Here is an 18822-nt window from a genome sequence, read left to right as displayed (position 1 = left end):
ATGCAGCAGCCGGAGACGCTCTGGCGCGTCGCGTCCCAGGCGTCCCTCACACGTCGCTGCTCAGACCTGCCCCGCCGCCTGTCCGCCCGGGCCGGTCGGGCACGCGCAGGGCGAGGAGGGCCACGTCGTCGTCGTTGGCGGCGGGCCGGACCCGGCGCAGCAGGTGGTCGGTGAAGGACGACAGGGGGCGGTGGGCCAGGGCGGCGCCGTGCTGACGCAGTCGGTGCAGGCCGTCGTCGAGCGTCCGGCCGGGTTCTTCCACCAGGCCGTCGGTGTACAGCACGAGCGTGGACCCGGGTGGCAGGAGGGCGCTCCCGTCGGCCCGCGGCAGGCGCACTCCCGTGCCCACGAGGAGGCCGTGCCCGTCGGTCAGGAAGTGGGCCAGGCCGTCGTGACTGATCAGCAGGGGCGGCGGGTGGCCCGCGTTGTGCCAGGTCAGTCTCCAGTGTCCGTCCTCGGTCTCCTCGACGCGCGCGAAGATCATCGTGGCCATGGTGACCTCGGTGATGTGCAGGACCGCCTCGTCCAGCCGGTACGCGATCCGGCTGGGGGGTTCCTCCAGGGCCCAGGCGTAGGCGCGGAGCATGTTGCGCAGCTGTGCCATGCCGGCCGCGGCCTCCAGGTCGTGCCCGACGACGTCGCCCACGGCCAGCGCGGTGGCGCCGTCGGCCAGGGCGAAGGCGTCGTACCAGTCGCCGCCGACGTGCGAGGCGTCCGGCGCCGGGAGGTAGCGCACCGTCATCTCCAGGCCCGGGACGCGTGGCATCTGGGGAAGCAGGTGGTTCTGCATGGTCTCGGCGACCTTGCGCTGGCGCTGGTAGAGGCGCGCGTTGTCCAGGGCCAGGCCCGCGCGGCGCGCGATGTCCTCGAGGAGGGGAAGTCCGTCGCTGGTGAAGCCCTCCGGCTGCTTGGCGCGGCCCAGGGTCAGGGCGCCCAGGACCTCACGGGTGCTGCGGATGGGCGCGATGGCCGCGGAGTGGATCCCGGTGGCGTCGAACAGGCGGCGCTGTTCGAGGGCGATGCCGGAGTCCGGGGGCCCCTGATAGGTCTGGGGCCCGGCGAGGGTGGACGCCACCCCGCGCAGAGCCTTGGACAAGGGCATCGGGGAGGCCTCCGGGACCGGCGGCATCGGGCCCTCGAGTTCCTCGTGACGCACCAGCCGGTCGCCTTCCGCGTGGACGACGAGGGTGCGCCACACCTCGTCCCGCTCGGTGATCAGATCGACGACGGCCCAGTCCGCCAGCCTGGGCACCACCAGGGCCACCAGCCGGTGCAGTGCCTCATCGGCGTCGAGGGTCGAGGTCAGCCGAGTGGTGGTCTCGGCCAGCAGCGCGAGCCGTTCGAGTTCGGGGACCGGTTTCACCTCGGGCTCCGGCGGGGGGCCGGCTTCCAGCGGATGCCGGGCATGGAAGAGCACCAGCGTCCCGCAGGTGCGGTCACCGAGGTCGTACGGCGTGATCAGCCAGGAGATGGGCAGCAGGGTGCCGTCTCCGCGCTCGAAGTAGTCGTCGTCGCCCTGGGCGGTGCGCCCCTCGTGGAAGGCCTGCCGCATGCTGCACCGACTCCTCGGCAAGCGGTCGCCGCCGGCGTCTCGGTGCAGCAGGTCGTGTGCGTCACGGTCGAGAAGATCCTCGACGGGCCGGACCAGCAGATCCCGGGCACGGGTGTTCACCGCGACGATGCGGCCCTGCTCGTCCACCACATAGGCCGCCGTCCCGATGGCTTCCAGCGCCGCACTGCCGTGCGCGGCGACAGGCTCCGACGGGTGGTGGCTCCCGGCCGTCCCCTTCTCCTCCGGCTCTGCCATGTCCTCGTCTCCCGTGCCGACCGGCCACCGGCTCCCGTGAGCGGTGGTTCCCTCCGGGTTCCCGGCCTGCCCGATTCCAGCCACCGCGTCGACGTCGCACACGTCACGGTGGCCGGGCTCGGGCGGCACGGGGAGCGTGCCCGGTGACGTGCCCGCCGGAGTGCTCCGCACGGCGGATCCGGCCGCGTCGCTCGGCAGCCCGCGCCCCCAGCGCGGCCTCCACCACGGCGACGGTGACACCCCCTCCTCAGGGCATCGACGCGAGACGATCGGCGATGACGGTGAGCACCGCGTCGCCGTGGCCCTCGGAGTCGTCGGCGGCCCAGCAGACGTATCCGTCGGGGCGGACGAGAAGGACGGCTGCGCCGATGTCCTCCGGGCAGGTGGCGTGCACGAGGTCGATGCGCGGCGGCAGCCGGAGGTCGTCCGGGAGGCCCCGGGTCAGATCGAGCAGAACGGCGTGGCCCGAGCGGAAGAGGGCCGACAGCCGGGTGGGCCCGCTGTCGGTCACGAGGTCGGCGTCCGGGACACGGTGTCCGGTGAGCGGATGGTCGCCGGGCAGGGGGTGGCGCAGGGAGAGGCCGGACATCAGGCCGGCGATGTGGCGGTTGGCGTCGGGCAGGCGCAGCAGGTCGATCACGATGTCCCGCAGCGCGGCCGCGTCGGCGCCCGGCTCGGGGTCCGCGAGGACGCGCTGTGCCGACGTGTGGTGCAGGGTCTCGGCCGCGACCGGATGACGTTCGGCGTGGTAGCTGTCCAGGAGGTCGTGCGGTGCCCGGCCCTGGACGGTGGCGGCCAGTTTCCAGCCGAGGTTGAAAGCGTCCTGGATCCCGAGGTTGAGGCCCTGGCCGCCCAGCGGCGGGTGGATGTGCGCGGCGTCCCCGGCGAAGAGGACACGCCCCACGCGGTAGTGCTCCAGCTGCCGGGTGGCGTCGGTGAATCTCGACGCGTTCTCGACCGTGCCGAGGGTCGTCTCGCTGCCGTACACAGCCTGCAGCGCGGCGCTGATCTCCGCGGGGGTGACCGGCGAGTCGCGGTCGAAGTCGTCCTGTCCGGTCTCGTCCGCCCTGCGCGTACGGCCGCAGGTCAGCCGGTACAGGTCGCCGCCGAGCGGCACCAGCATGGCCCAGTGGCCGCCCGCCTGACGCGTCACCGCTGGTGCCCCGACTGACGGGGCACCAGCGGTGACGCCGTGGCGAGACGGATGTCGGCCAGCACCGCCTCATGGGTCCCGGGCCGGCCGGGGAACGGCAGGCCGAGCAGTTTCCGTACCGTGCTGTGCCCGCCGTCGCAGGCCACCGCGTGACGCGCGCGCACCCGCAGCCCGCCCGTCGTCACCAGCGTCACGCCGTCGTCGTCCGGCTCGACAGCGCAGACGGTGGCGTCGCGCAGCACCCGCGCGCCCTGGCCGACGGCCCGCTCCTCGAGCACCTCCTCGACCTTCCACTGCGGTATCGCGATCGGAAAGGGGTGGCTCGTGCGCCACGGCGTGCAGTCCAGCGGCACCGGCAGGGCGGCGAAGTGCCCGCCCTCCCGCACGTACGAGCCGCCGGACGCCAGCAGCGGTGCGAGCAGGCCGCGCAGCTCCAGCAGCTCGGCCGTGCGTGGCTGGATCCCGCCCCCCTTGACCTGCTCGATCCGCCGGGGCGCCTTCTCCAGCACCAGCGTTCCGACGCCTGCCAGGGTCAGCTCGCACGCCAGCGTCAGCCCGGTCGGCCCTGCGCCCACCACCACGACCTCGGCCTCGACGACCTCGGGTTCGGTCCTCATGCCCGGCACCCCCCACATTTCTCGCCTCAGGGCAAAAGTATACCTGGTGTAGAAATAGTCTCGGGCGGCCGACTGCTACCGTGTGGATCGTGGACGACGTCAAGCCTGGGCTGCGGGAACGCAAGAAGCAGCGGACCCGTGCGGCGATCTCCGACGCCGCGATCGCGCTCTTCCTCGAACACGGCTTCCACCGCGTCTCGGTGGCTCAGGTGGCCGAGGCGGCCGAGGTGTCCAAGCGCACGCTGTTCGCCTACTTCCCGACCAAGGAAGACCTCGTGCTGCATCGCCTCGCCGACCACGAGGACGAACTGGCTCGCGTCGTACGGGCCCGTGAGCCCGGCACCGACCCGCTGACCGCGGTGCGCGAGCACTTCCTCGGCGGGCTGCGCGAGCGCGACCCGGTCACCGGGCTGAACGACCACCCCCACGTGCTGCGACTCACCCGGATGATCCTCGACTCACCCTCGCTGCTGGCCCGCATGCAGGGCTTCAGAGCCGGCGCCGAACGCGCACTCGCCCTCGCCCTGCGGGAAACGGCGGCCATGCCGGAACTCACCGCACGCCTGGCCGCCGTCCAGATCGTCGCCGTCCAGTGGACGCTGGCCCAGGACAACGCCCAGCGACTCGCGGACGGGGAGCCGGCCGACGCACGGCACGCGGGTGCGCTGGCGGACGCGGAGCACGCGTTCGCCCTGCTGGAGAACGGACTGGGGCAACGGTGAGCCCGCCGAGGCCGCCGCGACGGCGGGCGGCCGACGGGGCCGCGGCAGGGCGGGCTGGTAAGAAGCATGGGCCGTCCCGGCATCCGATGACCGGGCTGGTCGTCCGGTCACCCCGCAGAGGAGGAGAGTCCGGCATGGCGACAGTCGACGGCGTCGAGGCCCGAGGCATGCAGCACTGCGAGACGACGACCCTGGGAGTGCTGCTGCGGCACGAAGGACTGGATCTGTCCGAGCCCATGCTCTTCGGCCTCGGCTCCGGTCTCTCCTTCGTCTACTGGGACAGCAAGACGATGAACTTCCCCTTCCTCGGGGGACGGGTCAAGCCCTTCGAGCTCACCAGGAACCTGGCCGCGGCACTCGGACTGGACCTGCGGGTCGAGGAGACGACCTCGCCCCGCAAGGCATGGGCGACCGTGGCGCATGCCATCGACACCGGGCGCCCGGTCGGACTGCAGCTGGACAGCTACCACCTCGACTACTTCACCTCGAAGGTGCACTTCGGCGGTCATGTCGTCGCCCTGTACGGATACGACGACGACACCGCCTGCCTGGTGGACACCGAGCAACAGGGCGGAGCGGTCTCCACCAGCCTGGCCAGTCTCGCCCGGGCCAGGGCCCAGCGCGGTCCCATGACCGCCAGGCACCGCTCCTTCACCCTCAGCGTCCCCGCGAACCCACCCTCCCCGAAGGACCACATAGCTGCGGCCATCACCTCCTGTGCCGACGCCTTCCTCAATCCGCCCATCGCCAACCTCGGCTACCGCGGCATCGAGAAGGCGGGCAAGCTGGCGCGCACCTGGCTGGAACGCACCGACGCCCCTGAGCGGGATCTGCCGCAGGCCGCCGCCCTGATGGAGAAGGCCGGCACGGGCGGCGCCCTCTTCCGCAACCTCTACCGTGACTTCCTCGCCGAATGCACCCACCTGATCGACAGCGGCCACCTGCGCACCGGACACCGGCTGTACGCGGAGGCCGCCACCTTGTGGCGGGAGGTGGCGGACCTCATCACCCGGGCCGGCACATCGGGCGACGCGCACTGCCTGACGCGGACGGCCACCCTCCTCCGCGAACTTGCCCGCATGGAACGCGAGGCCATGGAGGCGCTCAGCGCACTGGAGGGATGAGCCGGGAGGACCTCGGCCGACGAGGACGCTCGACGGCCCCTCCGGCCACGACAGGCGCACGGGTCGGTCAGCCCAGCTGAGCACGGGTCAGCTGATGGGTCACCAGTGCCGTGGAGTGCCCGCTCCTCCAGGACGGCCCGGAGCCCGACTCTCGGAGGCCGAGCCGTACGCCCGCCCGTGCCGGGGGAGTTGCGGGCTCAGCGCAGCCCGAGCACGGCCATGGTGTGCTCGGCCATGCGCCGCTCCCCGAGGGCGTTGGGGTGGACGGGGACGGCGCTCCGCCCGAAGAGCAGCGGCTCGATCCACCGGGTTCCGGCGGCCTTGCACGCGTCATGTCCCTCGGACACCTGGGAGAAGTCCACGTACGTCGCCCCCGTCTCGCGGGCGGCTCGCTCGACGGCGGCGTTGAGGCGTGCCTGGATGCCCCGCACGTAGGCGACGTCGCCTCTGGCGATCGGGAGTCTGGCGAAGCAGGACGGGTCGGGGGCGGCCGGCGCGATCCAGGGATAACCCAGGGCCGCCACGCGGGCGTCGGGCGCCTTGGCCCGGACGCTCCTGAGTGCCGACTTCAGTGCGGGATAGGTGCTCGTGGCGATCTGGTCCTCGAACGAGGTGCCGTGCCGGTCCTTGCAGGGACTGCCCTTGCCGCCGCTCAGCAGGCCCGCGGAGCCGCAGGCCAGCAGGACGTTGATGAAGGTGTCGTTGTCGTTGCCGCCGATCGTCAGCGTGACCAGGTCGGTTCCGGCGGTGAGGGCGTTCGTCTGCGGGGGTGTCCCCGGGTGTTGTGCCTGTGTGAAGTGCTTGGTCTGGGCTGCGCCGCAGGTCACGTCCGTCAGCCGGGCACCCGTCCTGGCGGCGATGACGTGGGGGTAGTTGGCCGTGGAGCGCAGGCACAGCAGGTTGGTCGGATCCACGGGCAGGACGCCCGAGCCGGCGCTGAAACTGTCGCCGAGAGCGACGTAGTCCAGGGTCGGGGTGGCGGGTGTGGCCTGTGCGGTGGGCGCGGCGGTGAGGGTGAGGGCGAGCGCACCGGTGGCCATTGATGCGGACATGACATCACGGAGTCTCGGCATGTGCTCTCTCTTCTCTGGGAGTGGTGGGGGCTGGAGTGAGGGAGCGGGCGAATTACCGATCAGTAGTACCGATAGGTAATGTGAGGTGGCCGCCACGTCGGCGTCAACATAGTTGACCGAACTTCTTGAAACGCTGACCACCAGCACCTCGGGCGCCGCCCGGGAACGGCGGCGCCTATCCTGGCCCGCATGCCGCAGTCAGCCCCCGGTATCACCACGCGCGAGGCCATCCACTCAGCCGCCGCCCGGTTGTTCCGGGAGCACGGCTTCGCCCGGACCACCGTCCGGCAGATCGCGGCGGCCGCGGACAGCGACCCCGCCCTGGTGATCCGTCACTTCAGGAGCAAGGAACTGCTGTTCCTGGAGACGATGCACCTCACGATCGACGACGAACCGCTGCTCGACGTCCCGCTGGAGCGGCTGGGGGAACGTCTCGTCGAACTCCTCGTCGACCTCGACGGGGCCGCCCGCGGCATCTTTCTCGCGCTGGTGCGCGGCAGCGGCGAGCCGCAGATCAGCCAACGCCTGCGCGCCACCCACGAGAACGTCCTGATCGAGCCGTTACGCAGACGCCTGTCCGGACCCGACGCCGACCTCCGCGCCCGGACGGCCGCCGCCCTCGCCGCGGGCCTGCTGTACGCGTTGTGGGTGGCCCGGGACGAAACCCTCCTCCGAACCGACCGCTCGGCCCTGGTGGCCCGCTACGGCACGCTCATCCAGCAGGTCCTGACACCCATGGCGTGAAGCCGAGCAGGCGACAGCCCTCCCGAGCGCGAAAGGCCGCGCAGACATGACCGCACCGGTGACCGCCCGTGCCCCCGAGGGGGCCGTCGCCGCCGCGCTGGAGGACGTGGCGCCCCTCGGAGGGTTCTTCGCCCTGACCGTCGGCGGACCGGACCACGGCTGGCATCCGGTCACCGACACCTACGCCGGCGGCCTCACCGACCTCGCGGAGGCAGTCGCCGACCGGTACGGCACCCGAGAGACGCGCATCGGCGTCTCCGTCGTCCAACTCGGCCACGCCGCACGCCTGTGGTCCCCGGTGCTCGCCGGCACCCTCCTCCACGGCATCGTCCCCGACCTGGCCGACCTGCACCGCGCCGACGACACCGCCGCGCTGCGGCTGCCCGCTCCCACCGGCTGGTACGCCGACCGGATCCCGCACCTCACCGACGCGCTGTACGAGCTGGTGGTCGAGCAGCACCTGGCTCCGCTGGCGGCCGGACTCCGCATCAAGATCTCCCCCCGGCTCCTGGACGGAAACGCCGCCTCCGCCCTGGCCGGGACGGCCCAGGTGCTCCTGACGGCGCGGCCGGACCTGCGCGGCCCGCTCACCGAACTCACCACCGCCCTCCTGGCCACCGGACGCCTGGCCGGCACCGGCCACTTCACCGGACCCGACCTGAGCTTCCGCCGCCGCAGCTGCTGCCTCCTCTACCGCACTTCGACGGGCACCACATGCGGAGACTGCTGCCTGGCCCGATGACCCGGACGGTCGCGTGCGGGCCGGGGGTTTACTGGTGCCGTGCACGACTATCAGCGGATCGCCGACCGGATCGCCGCCGACATCCTCAGCGGGCGGCTCGCGCCCGGCCGACGGCTGCCCCCGCAGCGGGCCTTCGCCCGCCGGCGGGGGATCGCCCCGTCCACGGCCGGCCGCGTCTACGCCGAGCTCGTCCGGCGCGGACTGGTGGTCGGCGAGGTCGGCCGCGGCACCTTCGTGCGCGCCGCGCCGGTGCCCTCCGGCCGCGCGCTCGCCGAGCCGTCCAGCACCGCGCTGGTCAACCTGGAACTCAACTACCCGACAGCACAGGGGCAGGCCGAACTCATCGCACCCGCCCTGACGCCGCTGCTGCGCCCCGACGTCCTCGCCGACGCGACCCGGACCGCACCGGCCACGGGCACACCGGCCGCGCGTGAGGCGGCGGCCGCACTGCTGACGACGGCCGGATGGCGCCCCGCTCCCGGCGGGATCCTGTTCGCCGGCAACGCCCGCCAGGCCATCGCGGGAGCCCTGGCGGCGCTGGTCCGGCCCGGTGGCCGCGTGGGCATCGACACGCTCACCTATCCGCTGGTCAAGGAGATCGCGGCACGGCTCGGCGTCTCGCTGGTCCCGCTCGCCGGGGACGCGGACGGCGTCCTCCCCGAGGCCGTGACCGCGGCCCACCGCAGGGCGTCGCTGTCGGCGCTGTACGTGCAACCGACGCTGCACAACCCGACGTCGGCGACCATGCCGGACGCCCGCCGCAGCCAACTGGCGGCCTGTATACGCGAGTTGGACGTGCCGGTCATCGAGGACCGCGTGTGGTCCTTCCTCTCCGACGAGGGCGAGCCGTTCGCGGCACACGCCCCCGACCACACGTACGTGGTCGACGGGCTGTCGAAACGGGTCGCGCCCGGTCTCACCGTCGGCTTCCTCGTGGTTCCCGAGGGGCGGACCGAGCAGGTGGGCGCCGCCCTGCGGTCCGGCGGCTGGACCGCGGGGAGCTTCGCCGTCGAGGTGGCCCGACGCTGGATGACGGACGGCACGGTCACCCGGCTGGTGCGCGCCAAGCGCACCGACGCGGCCCGCAGGCAACGGCTGGTCGCGCAGCACCTGCGGGGGTTCGCCGTCCAGGCCGATCCGCGGGCGTACTACGCCTGGTGGAGCCTGCCGCAGCCGTGGAGGGCGGACACGTTCACCGCGGCCGCGGCCGCCCACGGCATCGCGGTCACGCCCGGACCGTCCTTCGCGGTGCCGGCCGCCGGGACGGCCCCGGCCGGGGCACCCGGCCCCACCGCGTCCGGACCCGCCGGGCACGCCGCGTCCGGTGCGGCTGACTGCGTCAGGCTCGGTCTGGCCTCCGCACCGATCGAGACGCTGACGGCGGCCCTCGCAACGCTCGCGACAGTGGCACACGGGGACCCGGCACACACCGTCGACGCGTCGCGCTGACTGCCCTTGCCCCCTGCCACATTGCACCGAGGGCGAAGTTCTGATTGCACCGACAACTGCCGCGCTCCTAGGGTCGATGGCATGCCACCGCTTCTCGCGCACCGGGACGAGGGAGAGGCCGGCGGGTCGTCCGCGCTGCCCCTCGTCCTCGTCCACGGCCATCCCTTCGACCACACGATGTGGGCGCCGCAGCTGTCCGCCTTCTCGCCCGGACGCCGGGTGATCACGCCGGACCTCCGAGGCTACGGCGCCTCACCGGCCGCCCACGGCGTCACCTCCATGTCCGCGTTCGCGCAGGACATCGAAGAACTGCTCGACACCCTGCACGTGGGCCAGTGCGTCCTCGGGGGCCTGTCGATGGGCGGCCAGATCGTCATGGAGTACTGCGCCCGGTACCCCGAGCGCGTCCGCGGCGTGCTGCTCGCCGACACCTTCGCCGCACCGGAGACACCCGAAGGGCGCACCGCCCGCAACGACATGGCGGACCGGCTGCTGCGCGAGGGCATGCGAGGCTACGCCGACGAGGTCCTGCACAAGATGGTCGCACCCCACGCTCCGCAGTCCGTCGCGGCACACGTCCACCGCATGATGACCGCCACCGACCCGCAGGGTGCCGCGGCGGCGCTGCGGGGTCGCGCCGAACGCCCCGACTACCGGCCCGTGTTGACCCGTCTCGCCGTCCCCGCTCTGGTCGTCGTCGGGGCCGAGGACGAGTACACCCCCGTCCGGGACGCCCGAACCATGCACGACCTGCTCCCCGACTCCACCCTCGTCGTCATCGACGGCGCGGCCCACATGCCCAACCTGGAACGCCCCGACGAGTTCAACACCGCCCTGGCGGACTTCCTGCACCGGTGCGACGCGTCGGCCGCCCGGCCCGTCTGAAACGATCGCCTGAACCTGATCGCGTGACCGCGTGACCGCGTGACCGCGTGTATCGCGCGTGTATCGAGAACCGCATACGCCGCCGCAACAGCCCTCCGCGTTCAGTAGAGGCATGGACCAGAACACCTCACAGTCAGCCCAGGCCCGTCGTGCGCGGCGGATCGTCCAGGGGATCGCGCTCGTCGGCCTGGGGATTCTCGGTACGGGGGTCGCCGTGTTCGTGCTGCGCCTGTTCGTGAGGTCCGTGCCGTTGGTCCTGCACGGCGGGTGGCACGCCTGGCTCTTCACCTTCAACGGCGTGATGCTCACCATGGTGGCCGCGCTGCCGTTGTCCGCGCTGGTGGTGTGGCTCCTGACCCGCGGCCGGAGAGCCGCAGGCACCGATCCGTCCCGGGCGCGGCGCAAGTCGCTGGCCGAGGTCGGCATGGTCCACGGCACGGTGCCGTGGGTCTGGCTGATCCTGATGCCGGGCGCGCGGGCCGGTGAGGTCCCCGGCCGCCTCAGCCTGGTCCCGGTGGTGGACCTGCTCACGATGGGGGCGCTCGGCATCCTCGGCAACCTGCTGGTGTTCGCGGCGCTGGGCTGCTTCGCCCCGATGCGGTTCCCCGCGCTGGCGTCGCTGCCGCGGATCCTGGCGCTCGGGGCGGGCTGCTCGGTCCTGGTCGAGACCCTCCAGTACGTGCTGCGCCTCGACCGGGTGTCCTCCGTGGACGATGTCGTGCTCAACGCCTCGGGCGCCGCCCTGGCCGCACTGGCGTGCCGCCGCTGGTGGCGCGCCCCCGCCGCCGCGCCGACGGACGAACCCCGAACGACCCCGGTACCGGCGGGCTGACCCGCCCGCGGATCCGGCAGGCCCCGGCCCGCCTCCCACTTCACGCCGCATCGGGGACCGCGCCGGCACCGCACTCGCCCCGGCGTGCCGTCCAGGTCGCATGACGCCGACCTTTTGACGAAATCAGGCAGGAACTCATGTGCGACACAAGGCAATGGGCGGTCTCCAGGTGAGCAGCGGAACAGACATGCGCGGTGCCGGCCCGCCTCACGTCTCCCGCTCCAGGGCACGCACACGCCGGGTTGCCCGGCGCCGCCGGACGACGGCCACCCTCACGCTTCTGGCCCTGGGTGCCGTGTCGGTCCTCCTGGCCTCCGTCCACCGGCTGCCCGGCATACCCGGGCTGCCCGACGGCATCGGCCCGAACCGCGAACCGGCTGTCGTCACCGACGCGTCCCACGCGCCGAGCCCCACCGCGAGCCCGACGCGCAGGTCGGCCGCCGACCCGACATCCGTGCCGGAGTCCGGTCCTGGCACCTTCACGGTGGCCACCGCCGGGGCGGACAACACCGACGCGGGCCGACCGTACCGGGTGGAGGTCGAGGACGGCACCGGTGTCGACCCCGACGAGGCCGCCGCGCAGATCGCCGCGATCCTGAACCATGACCAGGGGTGGTCGCGCGGCGGCGTAGCCTTCCGCCGGGTCGCCGACAGCAGCGCCACGCTGGTGATCCGCATCGCCACCCCTGACACCGCCGACGCCATCTGCGCGACCGGCGGCCTCGACACCGGCGGTGAGCTGAACTGCCGGGTCGGCGGGACGGTCGCGGTCAACCTCAAGCGCTGGCAGCTCGGTTCACCCGAGTTCGACGGACCGCCCGAGGAGTACCGGGCACTGATCATCAACCACGAGGTCGGCCACTGGCTCGGCTACGACCACCGCCGGTGCCCCGGGCCCGGTGAACCCGCCCCGGTGATGATGCAGCAGATCAAGGGGCTGGACGGCTGCGTGTCCAACGCCTGGCCCTACGCCCCGGACGGCACCTTCCACGACGGCCCCGAAGTGCCCTGAGCGCCGAGCGCGGCGGTGTCCGAGCGGTAGGACGCACCACCTCCTCTGGTGACGGTGACAGTGACGGCGGATGTCACCCGTTGCCCCGCCGGGCGCGACGCACCGCGGCGAGGCGCGTGTCGCGACGACACGGCCCCACCGCGGTGTCGCAGCGGTCGCCCTCAGCCGGGCGTGATGCGACCGCGCCAGCCTCCGGACTCGCCCCCTTGGTGCTCGATGAAGTCCTTGAAGCGTCGCATGTCGCCCTTGACGCGCCGGTCGATCGTCCCCATCATGTCCGCGGCCTTCTCCGCGACTCCGCTCGGCTCGACGTCCATCACGAGTTCCACCCGGGTGTGCGTGTCGTCCACGCGCTGGAAGCGGACCGAGCCCTTCTGGTGGACGTCGCCGCTGATGGTGCGCCAGGTGATCCGCTCGTCAGGGAGCTGGTCGACGATCTCGGTGTCGAACTCCCGCCGTACGCCGCCGATCTTGGTGGTCCAGTGGTTGTGACGGTCGTCGATCTGCGTGATCTTCTCGACGCCCTCCATGAACTGCGGAAACTCCTCGAACTGGGTCCACTGGTTGTAGGCGGTGTGGACCGGGACCTCGACTTCCACGGTTTCCTTGACGGTACTCATAGGGGACCTCCTCTCGTCGCAGCGGCGAGTACCCGGAAGGGCCGCCACTTACCGGAGCGATGTGGTCGGACTGCGTGATGGTTCCGGTCACGGCCGTGCGCCGGGCCGGTCACGCTCCGTGAGCGCCACCCGACGGGGCGCAGGCGGGCGGCCTACTCGCCGGGGGCCACCAGCCCCGATTCGTAGGCGAGGACCACCGCCTGCGCGCGGTCGCGCAGGTCGAGCTTGGTGAGGACGCGGCTCACGTGCGTCTTCACCGTCTGCTCGGCCAGCACCAGCGTCCGCGCGATCTCCGCATTGGACCGTCCGCGGGCCACCAGGGTGAGGACCTCGGTCTCGCGCTCGGTCAGGGCCCTCAGCCGCAGCGAGGGCTTGCCCCCTCGCCGCGATCGACGTGAACTCCCTCCGCGCGTTCGGTGGCAGCCCGTCGAGGCGGTACGCCGCGGTGTCCGCCTGCACGGTGATGACGGACATGTGGTGCGCCACCACGTCGTGCAGTTCGCGTGCGATGCGGGCGCGTTCCTCCAGCAGCGTCCGCCGCTCCCGCTCGGCCTCGCTGGGGGCCACGCCGCTGAGGATGGTGAGCAGGGCGCTGCCGCCGCTGGTGCCGTGGGGCGCGACGAACCCGAGGGCGACGTCGGCGCCCGCCGTCGCCAGCCACACCAGCAGCAGCGTCCGGCGCGGCTCGCGCAGCCCGAGGGCGAGGCACAGGCCGACGTACCCGACGATCTCCATGGGCGGGAACGGCCACGCGTGCCGCGTCTCGAGGCCGACGGTGAGCAGGGCGAGCGCCCCGGCCACGTCCGCGGCGAAGATCACGTACCAGGCCTGCAGCGGGCGGACGACGGCGAGCAGCAGCGGTACCGTCTGCGCGAGGGCGAGGGCGCTCGCGATGCCGCCGTTCAGGCCGTACCCGGCACTGAGGACCTGGATGGTGGTGGGCAGCAGGGCGACGCACAGCACGAACGCGGCGGCCCACGGCAGCAGGCGGACCCACCGGCGCGGCACCCTCGCGAGCCGTGCGCGCCGGCGTTCCCCCTCCACCGGGGTCATGTGGTCCGCACCGCCCGCGCTCGTGCCGAACAGGCCGTCAGATGTCGGCACGCAGGGGTTCTCCCACTTCGTGCATGTACCGCAGGGCCTGGCGGTAGGAGTCGATCAGGCCGGTCTCGGTGTAGGGGATGCCGAGGTCGCGGCAGTGGGCCTTCACCATGGACTGGGCGAGCCTCAGGTGGGGTCGGGGCATGCTGGGGAACAGGTGGTGCTCGACCTGGTAGTTGAGGCCGCCGAGGAACCAGTCGGTGAGGACGCCGCCCCTGATGTTGCGGGACGTGAGGACCTGGCGTCGCAGGTGCCCCCACTTCTCGCCGTCCGCGTCGGGCATCTCCATGCCCTTGTGGTTGGGCGCGAAGGCCATGCCCAGGTGCAGCCCGAACAGGGCCTGATGGAGCGCGGCGAAGGCCAGTGCCTGCGCGAGTGGCATGGTCGTCGCGAGCAGGGTGACGTAGCCGGCGACGTGGGCGAGAAGGAGCGTGCCCTCCACCAGGCGCTCGCGGCCGCTCTGGCGGCGCAGGTCCTTGAACCCGTAGAGCTTCAGCGCGAGCCCTTCGAGGAGGGTGAGGGGGAAGAACAGCCATGCCTGGTGGCGGGTGAGCCAGCCCCGGAAGCCGGCGCGGGTGGCGGCCTGCTCGCTGGTGAAGACCAGGACGTCGGCGGCGACGTCAGGGTCCTTGTCGACGTGGTTGGGGTTGGCGTGGTGGCGGTTGTGCTTGTCGTTCCACCACGCGTAGCTCATGCCGAGCAGCAGGTTGCCGTGGATCAGCCCGATGCGGCGGCTCGTGACGCGGCTGCCGCTGATCTGGGCATGGCCCGCGTCGTGGCCGATGAAGGCCGTACGGGCGCACAGGACGGCGAGGACGGGGGCGAGAACGAGCACCCACCACGAACCGCCGATGAGCGCCATACCGGTGACCACGGCGGCCAGGGCGAGTGCGTTGGTCACGATGGTGCGCGCGTACCAGCCGGTGCGCCGATCGAGCAGCCCCTGTCCCTTGACGTCGCGCAGCAGAGGCGTGAACTCGCTGCCCGTGTCCGGTGCGGATTGCCTCGGGGCCGGATTCCCGGGGTGCGGCAGGGCGGTTTCAGTGACCAAGGACATGGATGTACTCCGATGCGTCGGTGGATGGGATGGTGATGCGGCGCGTGGCTCGTCCGCCCTGCCGCACATGAACCTACGGATCGACCGGGCCTGCGGGCCATGGAGCCATCACCCGGCCGACCGGGGGGCATCCCGCACGCCGGGGGTGGGGATATCCGCAGGTGGCCGAGCGGTGGGGCGTCCGTGCGGCAGGGCTTCCGGCGGCAACCCGGACCGCGGTGACACAGCGGTGCGGAGAGTCGCTCACACCGTCGAGGTTGCCCACCACGGTCGGATGGTCCTCGACGAGTCGCCGCTGCTGAGCGTCGGTCAGGGCGGCGAAGAACGCCGGCACTTCGGACGGGGTGGCCGTGGCGGGATCCGGCAGCTCCCTGCCCAGGGACTCGTCCGCCAGCCAGGCGGCGGTGCCGGGGAGCGGACCGCTCGGCAGGCCGTCACCGCCCGAAGGGGCCCAGCCCGCCGTACTGCCGACCAGCAGCGCGGCCAGTACGGCGGTGATCAGGGTCTTCCTGAAGCGGCGCATCCGTCCGTCTCCCTCTGTCTCGTCCGTCGTGACGGAGAGGAAGGTAGGAAGACGGTTCAGGGCGGGACGTCACCCTGCGGAGCCATGTGGAGAGTGCTACCCCGGTAGGGGGTGGGCCAGGAGCCGACGTCATGGCCCTGACCGGCCGGCTGCCGGGTGGTGGCGTCCCGGACCGGTCGGGCGACCTCGGCCGGCTCCTCGCAACCGACGTCGAGCAGCACCGGACCACCACGCCCCGGACCGGTCAGGGCCGCCGATCTGCCGCAGCGGCTCCGCCCCGCACAGGACCCGCACGCGCCCGGCACGGGGGACGGCGGCCAGCGCCTCGCGCACGCCCCAGTACGAGAATGCGCCCCCGCACGCGGCCGCGTGGATTTCCGCGCCACCGGGGCAGGGCCGCTTCCGGATGTCGCCGTCCGGTCAGGCGCCGGTCAGCAGGTCGCCCTCCGCTACGGCTGTCAGGGACAGCGTCTTGTAGCCGACCTGCTCGAACAGCACGACGAGGCGGTCCTCCTCCGTGCGCATGACCGTGCCCGCACCCCACTCGGCGTGCCGCACCCGGTCGTTCGGCTCGTAGCGCACGTCGGGCCCGGGCGGGGGAGCGGCATCCCGGCGCTCGTCCCGGATGCCCGGATGATCGTCCTCGCGGTCACACACGTCGCACCGCCCGCACGGTACGTCCAGCTGCTCGCCGAAGTAGCCCAGCAGGTACTGGCGGCGGCACGCCGGCGTCTCCGCGTAACCGCGCATCATCTCGATGCGCGACCGGTCGATGCGCCGCCGCCGCTCGAACACCTGCTCCGCGCCTTCGGCGGCCTCGTCCGCCGTACGGCCGGGGAGCGCCCGGACCGCGCGGCGCCTGCCCTCGATGGTCACCGCGCCGGCCTCCTCCAGCAGATTCAGCAGATCGCCGGCCTTCCGGCGCGACAGGCCGCACAGCTGCGCCGTCCGGGCGCGGCTCAGCGGGACGTCCTGGCCGAGCAGCGTGGTCATGATCCGGCGCAGGGCGTCGGTGTCCAGGGCCCGGGACGTGAGGAACTTCTGCAGTCCCAGGTCCTCGGGGCGGTAGAACAGCACCGCGCGGGCCGGTTCCCCGTCCCGGCCGGCACGCCCGATCTCCTGGTAGTAGGAGTCCAGGGACTCCGGGACGGACGCGTGCGCGACGAACCGTACGTCCGCCTTGTCGATGCCCATGCCGAACGCGGAGGTGGCCACGACCACGGCGGGAGCGCCCGCCATGAAGCCGTCGTGGATCCGGCGGCGGTCGGCCGCCTTCATGCCCGCGTGGTACGCCTCGGCGTCCACGCCGTCCTGCCGCAGCCGCTCCGCGTACCTCTCGGCGTCCTTGCGGGTGGCGGTGTAGAGGATGCCCGGGGCGGGTGCGGCGGCCGTCCAGCGTGCGACGGCCTCGCGTTTGGCGGGGTCGTCGGTGAAGGTGCGCACCGCCAGATGGATGGTGGGCCGGTCGGTCCCGGTCGTCACGGCATGGGGCTCGCGCATGTGCAGGTGCTCGACGATGTCGGCCCTGACCGGGGCCGCGGCCGTCGCCGTGAGAGCGAGTACCGGCGGGCGGCCGAGCCGTTCGGCGGCCTCGCCCAGGTTCAGGTAGTCGGGGCGGAAGTCGTGTCCCCAGGCGGAGACGCAGTGGGCCTCGTCGACGACGAACAGCGCGGGCGCGAGGGCACGCAGCTGTTCGACGACACTGTCCTTGGTGAGCTGCTCGGGGGACAGGAACACGTACTCGGCGTCGCCGTCCCGGATCTCCCGCCAGCCCCGGTCGGTGGCCGACTGCGGCTGGGCCGAGTTCACGGCCACGGCGTCAGGTGCGGCGCTCTCCCGCAGTCCGGTGACCTGGTCGCGCTGCAGGGCGAGTAGCGGCGACACCACGACGGTGGGGCCACCGAGCATCACGGTCGGTACCTGGTAGATCGCCGACTTGCCGGATCCGGTGGGCATGACGACCAGCACGTCGCGGCCGTCGAGCAGCGCCTCCATCGCCTCCGTCTGCTCGGCGGCCAGATCGCTCCAGCCGAACCGTTCCCGGGCGACGCGGCGCAGCTCGGCGATCCGATCCTGCGCGCCCATCGCAACGCCCCTTCCACGGCCCGCCCCCCCTGCCCGTCCGCACCGGGTACCCCTGCGACCGGCCGCGACGCGCAGGGCGGCGCGGCAGCCGGACGAGGCCGCCGCCCGGTTGCCCTGCGGCCCTGCGCATCCGCGCCGCGTGCCCCCTGACCGGCCGCGACGTGCAGAGCCGCGGCAGTGTAGGCACGCGCGGAGTCCCGCCGCGGCCGCACGAAGCCGGCAGCCGGCTGCCCGGCACCCACGCCACCTCTGGCCACCCAGCCCTGCGCGGCCGCTGCCCGCCCGTGTCGTGCGCCGGCGGGCGGACGGGGCCACGCCGACGAGGAGACGGCGCGGCCCCGTCCCCCCGCCGGCGGGCGCAGTCCGTCAGCCGGCCGTGTCCGGCTCGGGGCGTTCCGCCAGTTCCTTGATCCGCAGCAGACGCGTCTCCCAGGAGCGGCCGATGCGGTCGAGTTCGCCGGCCAGTGCGCCGAGCCGAGCGCCGACGGCGACGTGGACGACCTCGCGCCCGCGCTGCTCGGACTCGACCAGCCCGACCTCCCGCAGCACCTCCAGGTGCTTGCCGATCGCCTGCCGGCTCACCGGCAGGACCCTGGCGAGCGCGGACGCCGACATGGGGCCCTCGCCGAGCCGGGTGAGGATCTCCCAGCGCGTCGCGTCGCCGAGCGCGGCGCACACGTCGGGAAGGGCGGGGGCGGTCACGGACGCCTCGTCGGGGCCGGCGCGCTCTTCTCGACGAAGGCCTTCGCAGCCGCCAGTTCGGTCAGCCAGCCCTTGTCGTTGCCCTCGCGCTCCTTCAGCCACGTCGCCGGGTCGTCGGAGAGGCTGGAGAACCCGCTCTCCACCACGCGCAGGGTCACGCCGCCGCCGTCCCGCTCGTCGATCCAGAACTCGACGAGGGTCGAGGGCGTCGTGTCGTCCCGGAACGGGGTGCCGATCCAGCGGAACGCCGCGTAGCGCGGCTTGTCCAGCTTCACCGTCCGGAACCGGAACTCGCCCAGTGACGCATGGCGCACCACGGCCACGTCGCCCTCGTGGCGCAGGTCGGGCTCGGCCTCGACCGTGCCCTCGTTGATGTACCAGCCGGGCCGTGCGATCAGCTCCCATACCCGCTCGGCCGGTGCGTCGATGTCGATCTGCCGAGCGATCCGGTCGAGCTCTGTCAGCTCCGCCTCGGTGTAGGTGGCGTCATTCATGGGTTCCTCCCTCGCCATTGGTGTGCAACTAAACGATTGCACATCCTGGCGCGACCTGCAACCGATAGGTTGCGATGTAC

16 protein-coding genes and 3 pseudogenes are annotated in these 18822 nt (G+C 72.7%); 8 read left to right on the top strand and 11 right to left on the bottom strand.

The features are described 5' to 3' along the window. Positions 1-46: 46 nt before the first annotated feature. Both AB0412_RS25295 and AB0412_RS25290 read right to left on the bottom strand, forming a co-directional pair. On the bottom strand, positions 47-1807 hold the full coding sequence (locus AB0412_RS25295) for a SpoIIE family protein phosphatase (RefSeq protein WP_366404853.1): 1761 nt from the start codon (positions 1805-1807) through the stop codon (positions 47-49). Positions 1808-2054: 247 nt separating this feature from the next. Further along, positions 2055-3577 (bottom strand): annotated as a pseudogene (locus AB0412_RS25290) (FAD-dependent monooxygenase). Positions 3578-3666: 89 nt separating this feature from the next. Between AB0412_RS25290 and AB0412_RS25285 the strand changes: the two are divergent. Both AB0412_RS25285 and AB0412_RS25280 read left to right on the top strand, forming a co-directional pair. Continuing rightward, positions 3667-4299, top strand: a complete 633-nt coding sequence (locus tag AB0412_RS25285) for a helix-turn-helix domain-containing protein (RefSeq protein WP_366404852.1) — start codon at positions 3667-3669, stop codon at positions 4297-4299. Positions 4300-4433: 134 nt separating this feature from the next. After that, positions 4434-5423 (top strand): BtrH N-terminal domain-containing protein, encoded by a 990-nt coding sequence (locus AB0412_RS25280; protein ID WP_366404851.1) that lies wholly within the window; start codon positions 4434-4436, stop codon positions 5421-5423. A 197-nt stretch (positions 5424-5620) separates the two neighbouring features. Here the strand turns inward: AB0412_RS25280 and AB0412_RS25275 are convergent, their stop codons facing one another. Then, entirely contained in the window at positions 5621-6496 is an 876-nt protein-coding gene (locus AB0412_RS25275) for an SGNH/GDSL hydrolase family protein (RefSeq protein ID WP_366404850.1), read from the bottom strand. Between the two features lie 189 nt (positions 6497-6685). Here AB0412_RS25275 and AB0412_RS25270 point away from each other — a divergent pair, with 189 nt between their 5' ends. From AB0412_RS25270 to AB0412_RS25245, 6 genes are all read left to right on the top strand, one after another. Beyond that, positions 6686-7240, top strand: coding sequence for a TetR family transcriptional regulator (locus AB0412_RS25270; RefSeq protein WP_366404849.1), 555 nt, complete (start codon positions 6686-6688; stop codon positions 7238-7240). A gap of 46 nt (positions 7241-7286) precedes the next feature. Beyond that, a complete protein-coding gene (locus AB0412_RS25265) occupies positions 7287-7982 on the top strand; it encodes a (2Fe-2S)-binding protein (RefSeq protein ID WP_366404848.1) in 696 nt (231 codons plus the stop codon). Positions 7983-8021: 39 nt separating this feature from the next. Beyond that, positions 8022-9431, top strand: a complete 1410-nt coding sequence (locus AB0412_RS25260; RefSeq protein WP_366404847.1) for a PLP-dependent aminotransferase family protein — start codon at positions 8022-8024, stop codon at positions 9429-9431. Positions 9432-9512: 81 nt separating this feature from the next. Continuing rightward, the gene (locus tag AB0412_RS25255) at positions 9513-10316 is read left to right on the top strand and encodes an alpha/beta hydrolase (protein ID WP_366404846.1); all 804 of its coding nucleotides are present in this window, start codon (positions 9513-9515) and stop codon (positions 10314-10316) included. A 112-nt stretch (positions 10317-10428) separates the two neighbouring features. After that, positions 10429-11148, top strand: a complete 720-nt coding sequence (locus tag AB0412_RS25250) for a VanZ family protein (protein WP_366404845.1) — start codon at positions 10429-10431, stop codon at positions 11146-11148. Positions 11149-11443: 295 nt separating this feature from the next. Further along, on the top strand, positions 11444-12160 hold the full coding sequence (locus tag AB0412_RS25245; protein WP_366404844.1) for a DUF3152 domain-containing protein: 717 nt from the start codon (positions 11444-11446) through the stop codon (positions 12158-12160). Between the two features lie 161 nt (positions 12161-12321). Here the strand turns inward: AB0412_RS25245 and AB0412_RS25240 are convergent, their stop codons facing one another. The 8 genes and pseudogenes from AB0412_RS25240 to AB0412_RS25205 all read right to left on the bottom strand — a co-directional run bounded on the left by AB0412_RS25240 (position 12322) and on the right by AB0412_RS25205 (position 18742). Beyond that, positions 12322-12780: an SRPBCC family protein gene (locus AB0412_RS25240; RefSeq protein WP_366404843.1), complete on the bottom strand. Its 459-nt coding sequence runs from the start codon at positions 12778-12780 to the stop codon at positions 12322-12324. A gap of 152 nt (positions 12781-12932) precedes the next feature. Further along, positions 12933-13157: pseudogene (locus tag AB0412_RS25235) on the bottom strand (LuxR C-terminal-related transcriptional regulator); the annotation flags it as partial. Positions 13158-13161: 4 nt separating this feature from the next. Then, positions 13162-13833 (bottom strand): annotated as a pseudogene (locus tag AB0412_RS25230) (histidine kinase dimerization/phosphoacceptor domain-containing protein); the annotation flags it as partial. Positions 13834-13870: 37 nt separating this feature from the next. Next, a complete protein-coding gene (locus AB0412_RS25225; protein WP_366404842.1) occupies positions 13871-14938 on the bottom strand; it encodes an acyl-CoA desaturase in 1068 nt (355 codons plus the stop codon). 73 nt (positions 14939-15011) lie between these two features. Beyond that, positions 15012-15461: a hypothetical protein gene (locus AB0412_RS25220; protein WP_366404841.1), complete on the bottom strand. Its 450-nt coding sequence runs from the start codon at positions 15459-15461 to the stop codon at positions 15012-15014. A gap of 420 nt (positions 15462-15881) precedes the next feature. After that, a complete protein-coding gene (locus AB0412_RS25215) occupies positions 15882-17546 on the bottom strand; it encodes a RecQ family ATP-dependent DNA helicase (protein WP_366404840.1) in 1665 nt (554 codons plus the stop codon). 366 nt (positions 17547-17912) lie between these two features. Then, positions 17913-18248: a metalloregulator ArsR/SmtB family transcription factor gene (locus tag AB0412_RS25210; RefSeq protein WP_366404839.1), complete on the bottom strand. Its 336-nt coding sequence runs from the start codon at positions 18246-18248 to the stop codon at positions 17913-17915. Beyond that, positions 18245-18742 (bottom strand): ATPase, encoded by a 498-nt coding sequence (locus AB0412_RS25205; protein WP_366404838.1) that lies wholly within the window; start codon positions 18740-18742, stop codon positions 18245-18247. The genes AB0412_RS25210 and AB0412_RS25205 overlap by 4 nt, the downstream gene beginning before the upstream one ends. Positions 18743-18822: the final 80 nt, after the last annotated feature.

Source organism: Streptomyces sp. NPDC052012, from assembly GCF_040689265.1.
In the GTDB taxonomy this organism is placed as follows: Bacteria; Actinomycetota; Actinomycetes; order Streptomycetales; family Streptomycetaceae; genus Streptomyces.
This window is presented reverse-complemented; position numbering and strand designations above follow the sequence as displayed.

Coding starts and splice junctions, on each gene's coding strand:
- AB0412_RS25275 (WP_366404850.1), bottom strand. CDS start 6,496: ATGCCGAGACTCCGTGATGTCATGTCCGCATCAATGGCCACCGGTGCG.
- AB0412_RS25215 (WP_366404840.1), bottom strand. CDS start 17,546: ATGGGCGCGCAGGATCGGATCGCCGAGCTGCGCCGCGTCGCCCGGGAA.
- AB0412_RS25280 (WP_366404851.1), top strand. CDS start 4,434: ATGGCGACAGTCGACGGCGTCGAGGCCCGAGGCATGCAGCACTGCGAG.
- AB0412_RS25270 (WP_366404849.1), top strand. CDS start 6,686: ATGCCGCAGTCAGCCCCCGGTATCACCACGCGCGAGGCCATCCACTCA.
- AB0412_RS25225 (WP_366404842.1), bottom strand. CDS start 14,938: ATGTCCTTGGTCACTGAAACCGCCCTGCCGCACCCCGGGAATCCGGCC.
- AB0412_RS25265 (WP_366404848.1), top strand. CDS start 7,287: ATGACCGCACCGGTGACCGCCCGTGCCCCCGAGGGGGCCGTCGCCGCC.
- AB0412_RS25255 (WP_366404846.1), top strand. CDS start 9,513: ATGCCACCGCTTCTCGCGCACCGGGACGAGGGAGAGGCCGGCGGGTCG.
- AB0412_RS25240 (WP_366404843.1), bottom strand. CDS start 12,780: ATGAGTACCGTCAAGGAAACCGTGGAAGTCGAGGTCCCGGTCCACACC.
- AB0412_RS25220 (WP_366404841.1), bottom strand. CDS start 15,461: ATGCGCCGCTTCAGGAAGACCCTGATCACCGCCGTACTGGCCGCGCTG.
- AB0412_RS25295 (WP_366404853.1), bottom strand. CDS start 1,807: ATGGCAGAGCCGGAGGAGAAGGGGACGGCCGGGAGCCACCACCCGTCG.
- AB0412_RS25205 (WP_366404838.1), bottom strand. CDS start 18,742: ATGAATGACGCCACCTACACCGAGGCGGAGCTGACAGAGCTCGACCGG.
- AB0412_RS25250 (WP_366404845.1), top strand. CDS start 10,429: ATGGACCAGAACACCTCACAGTCAGCCCAGGCCCGTCGTGCGCGGCGG.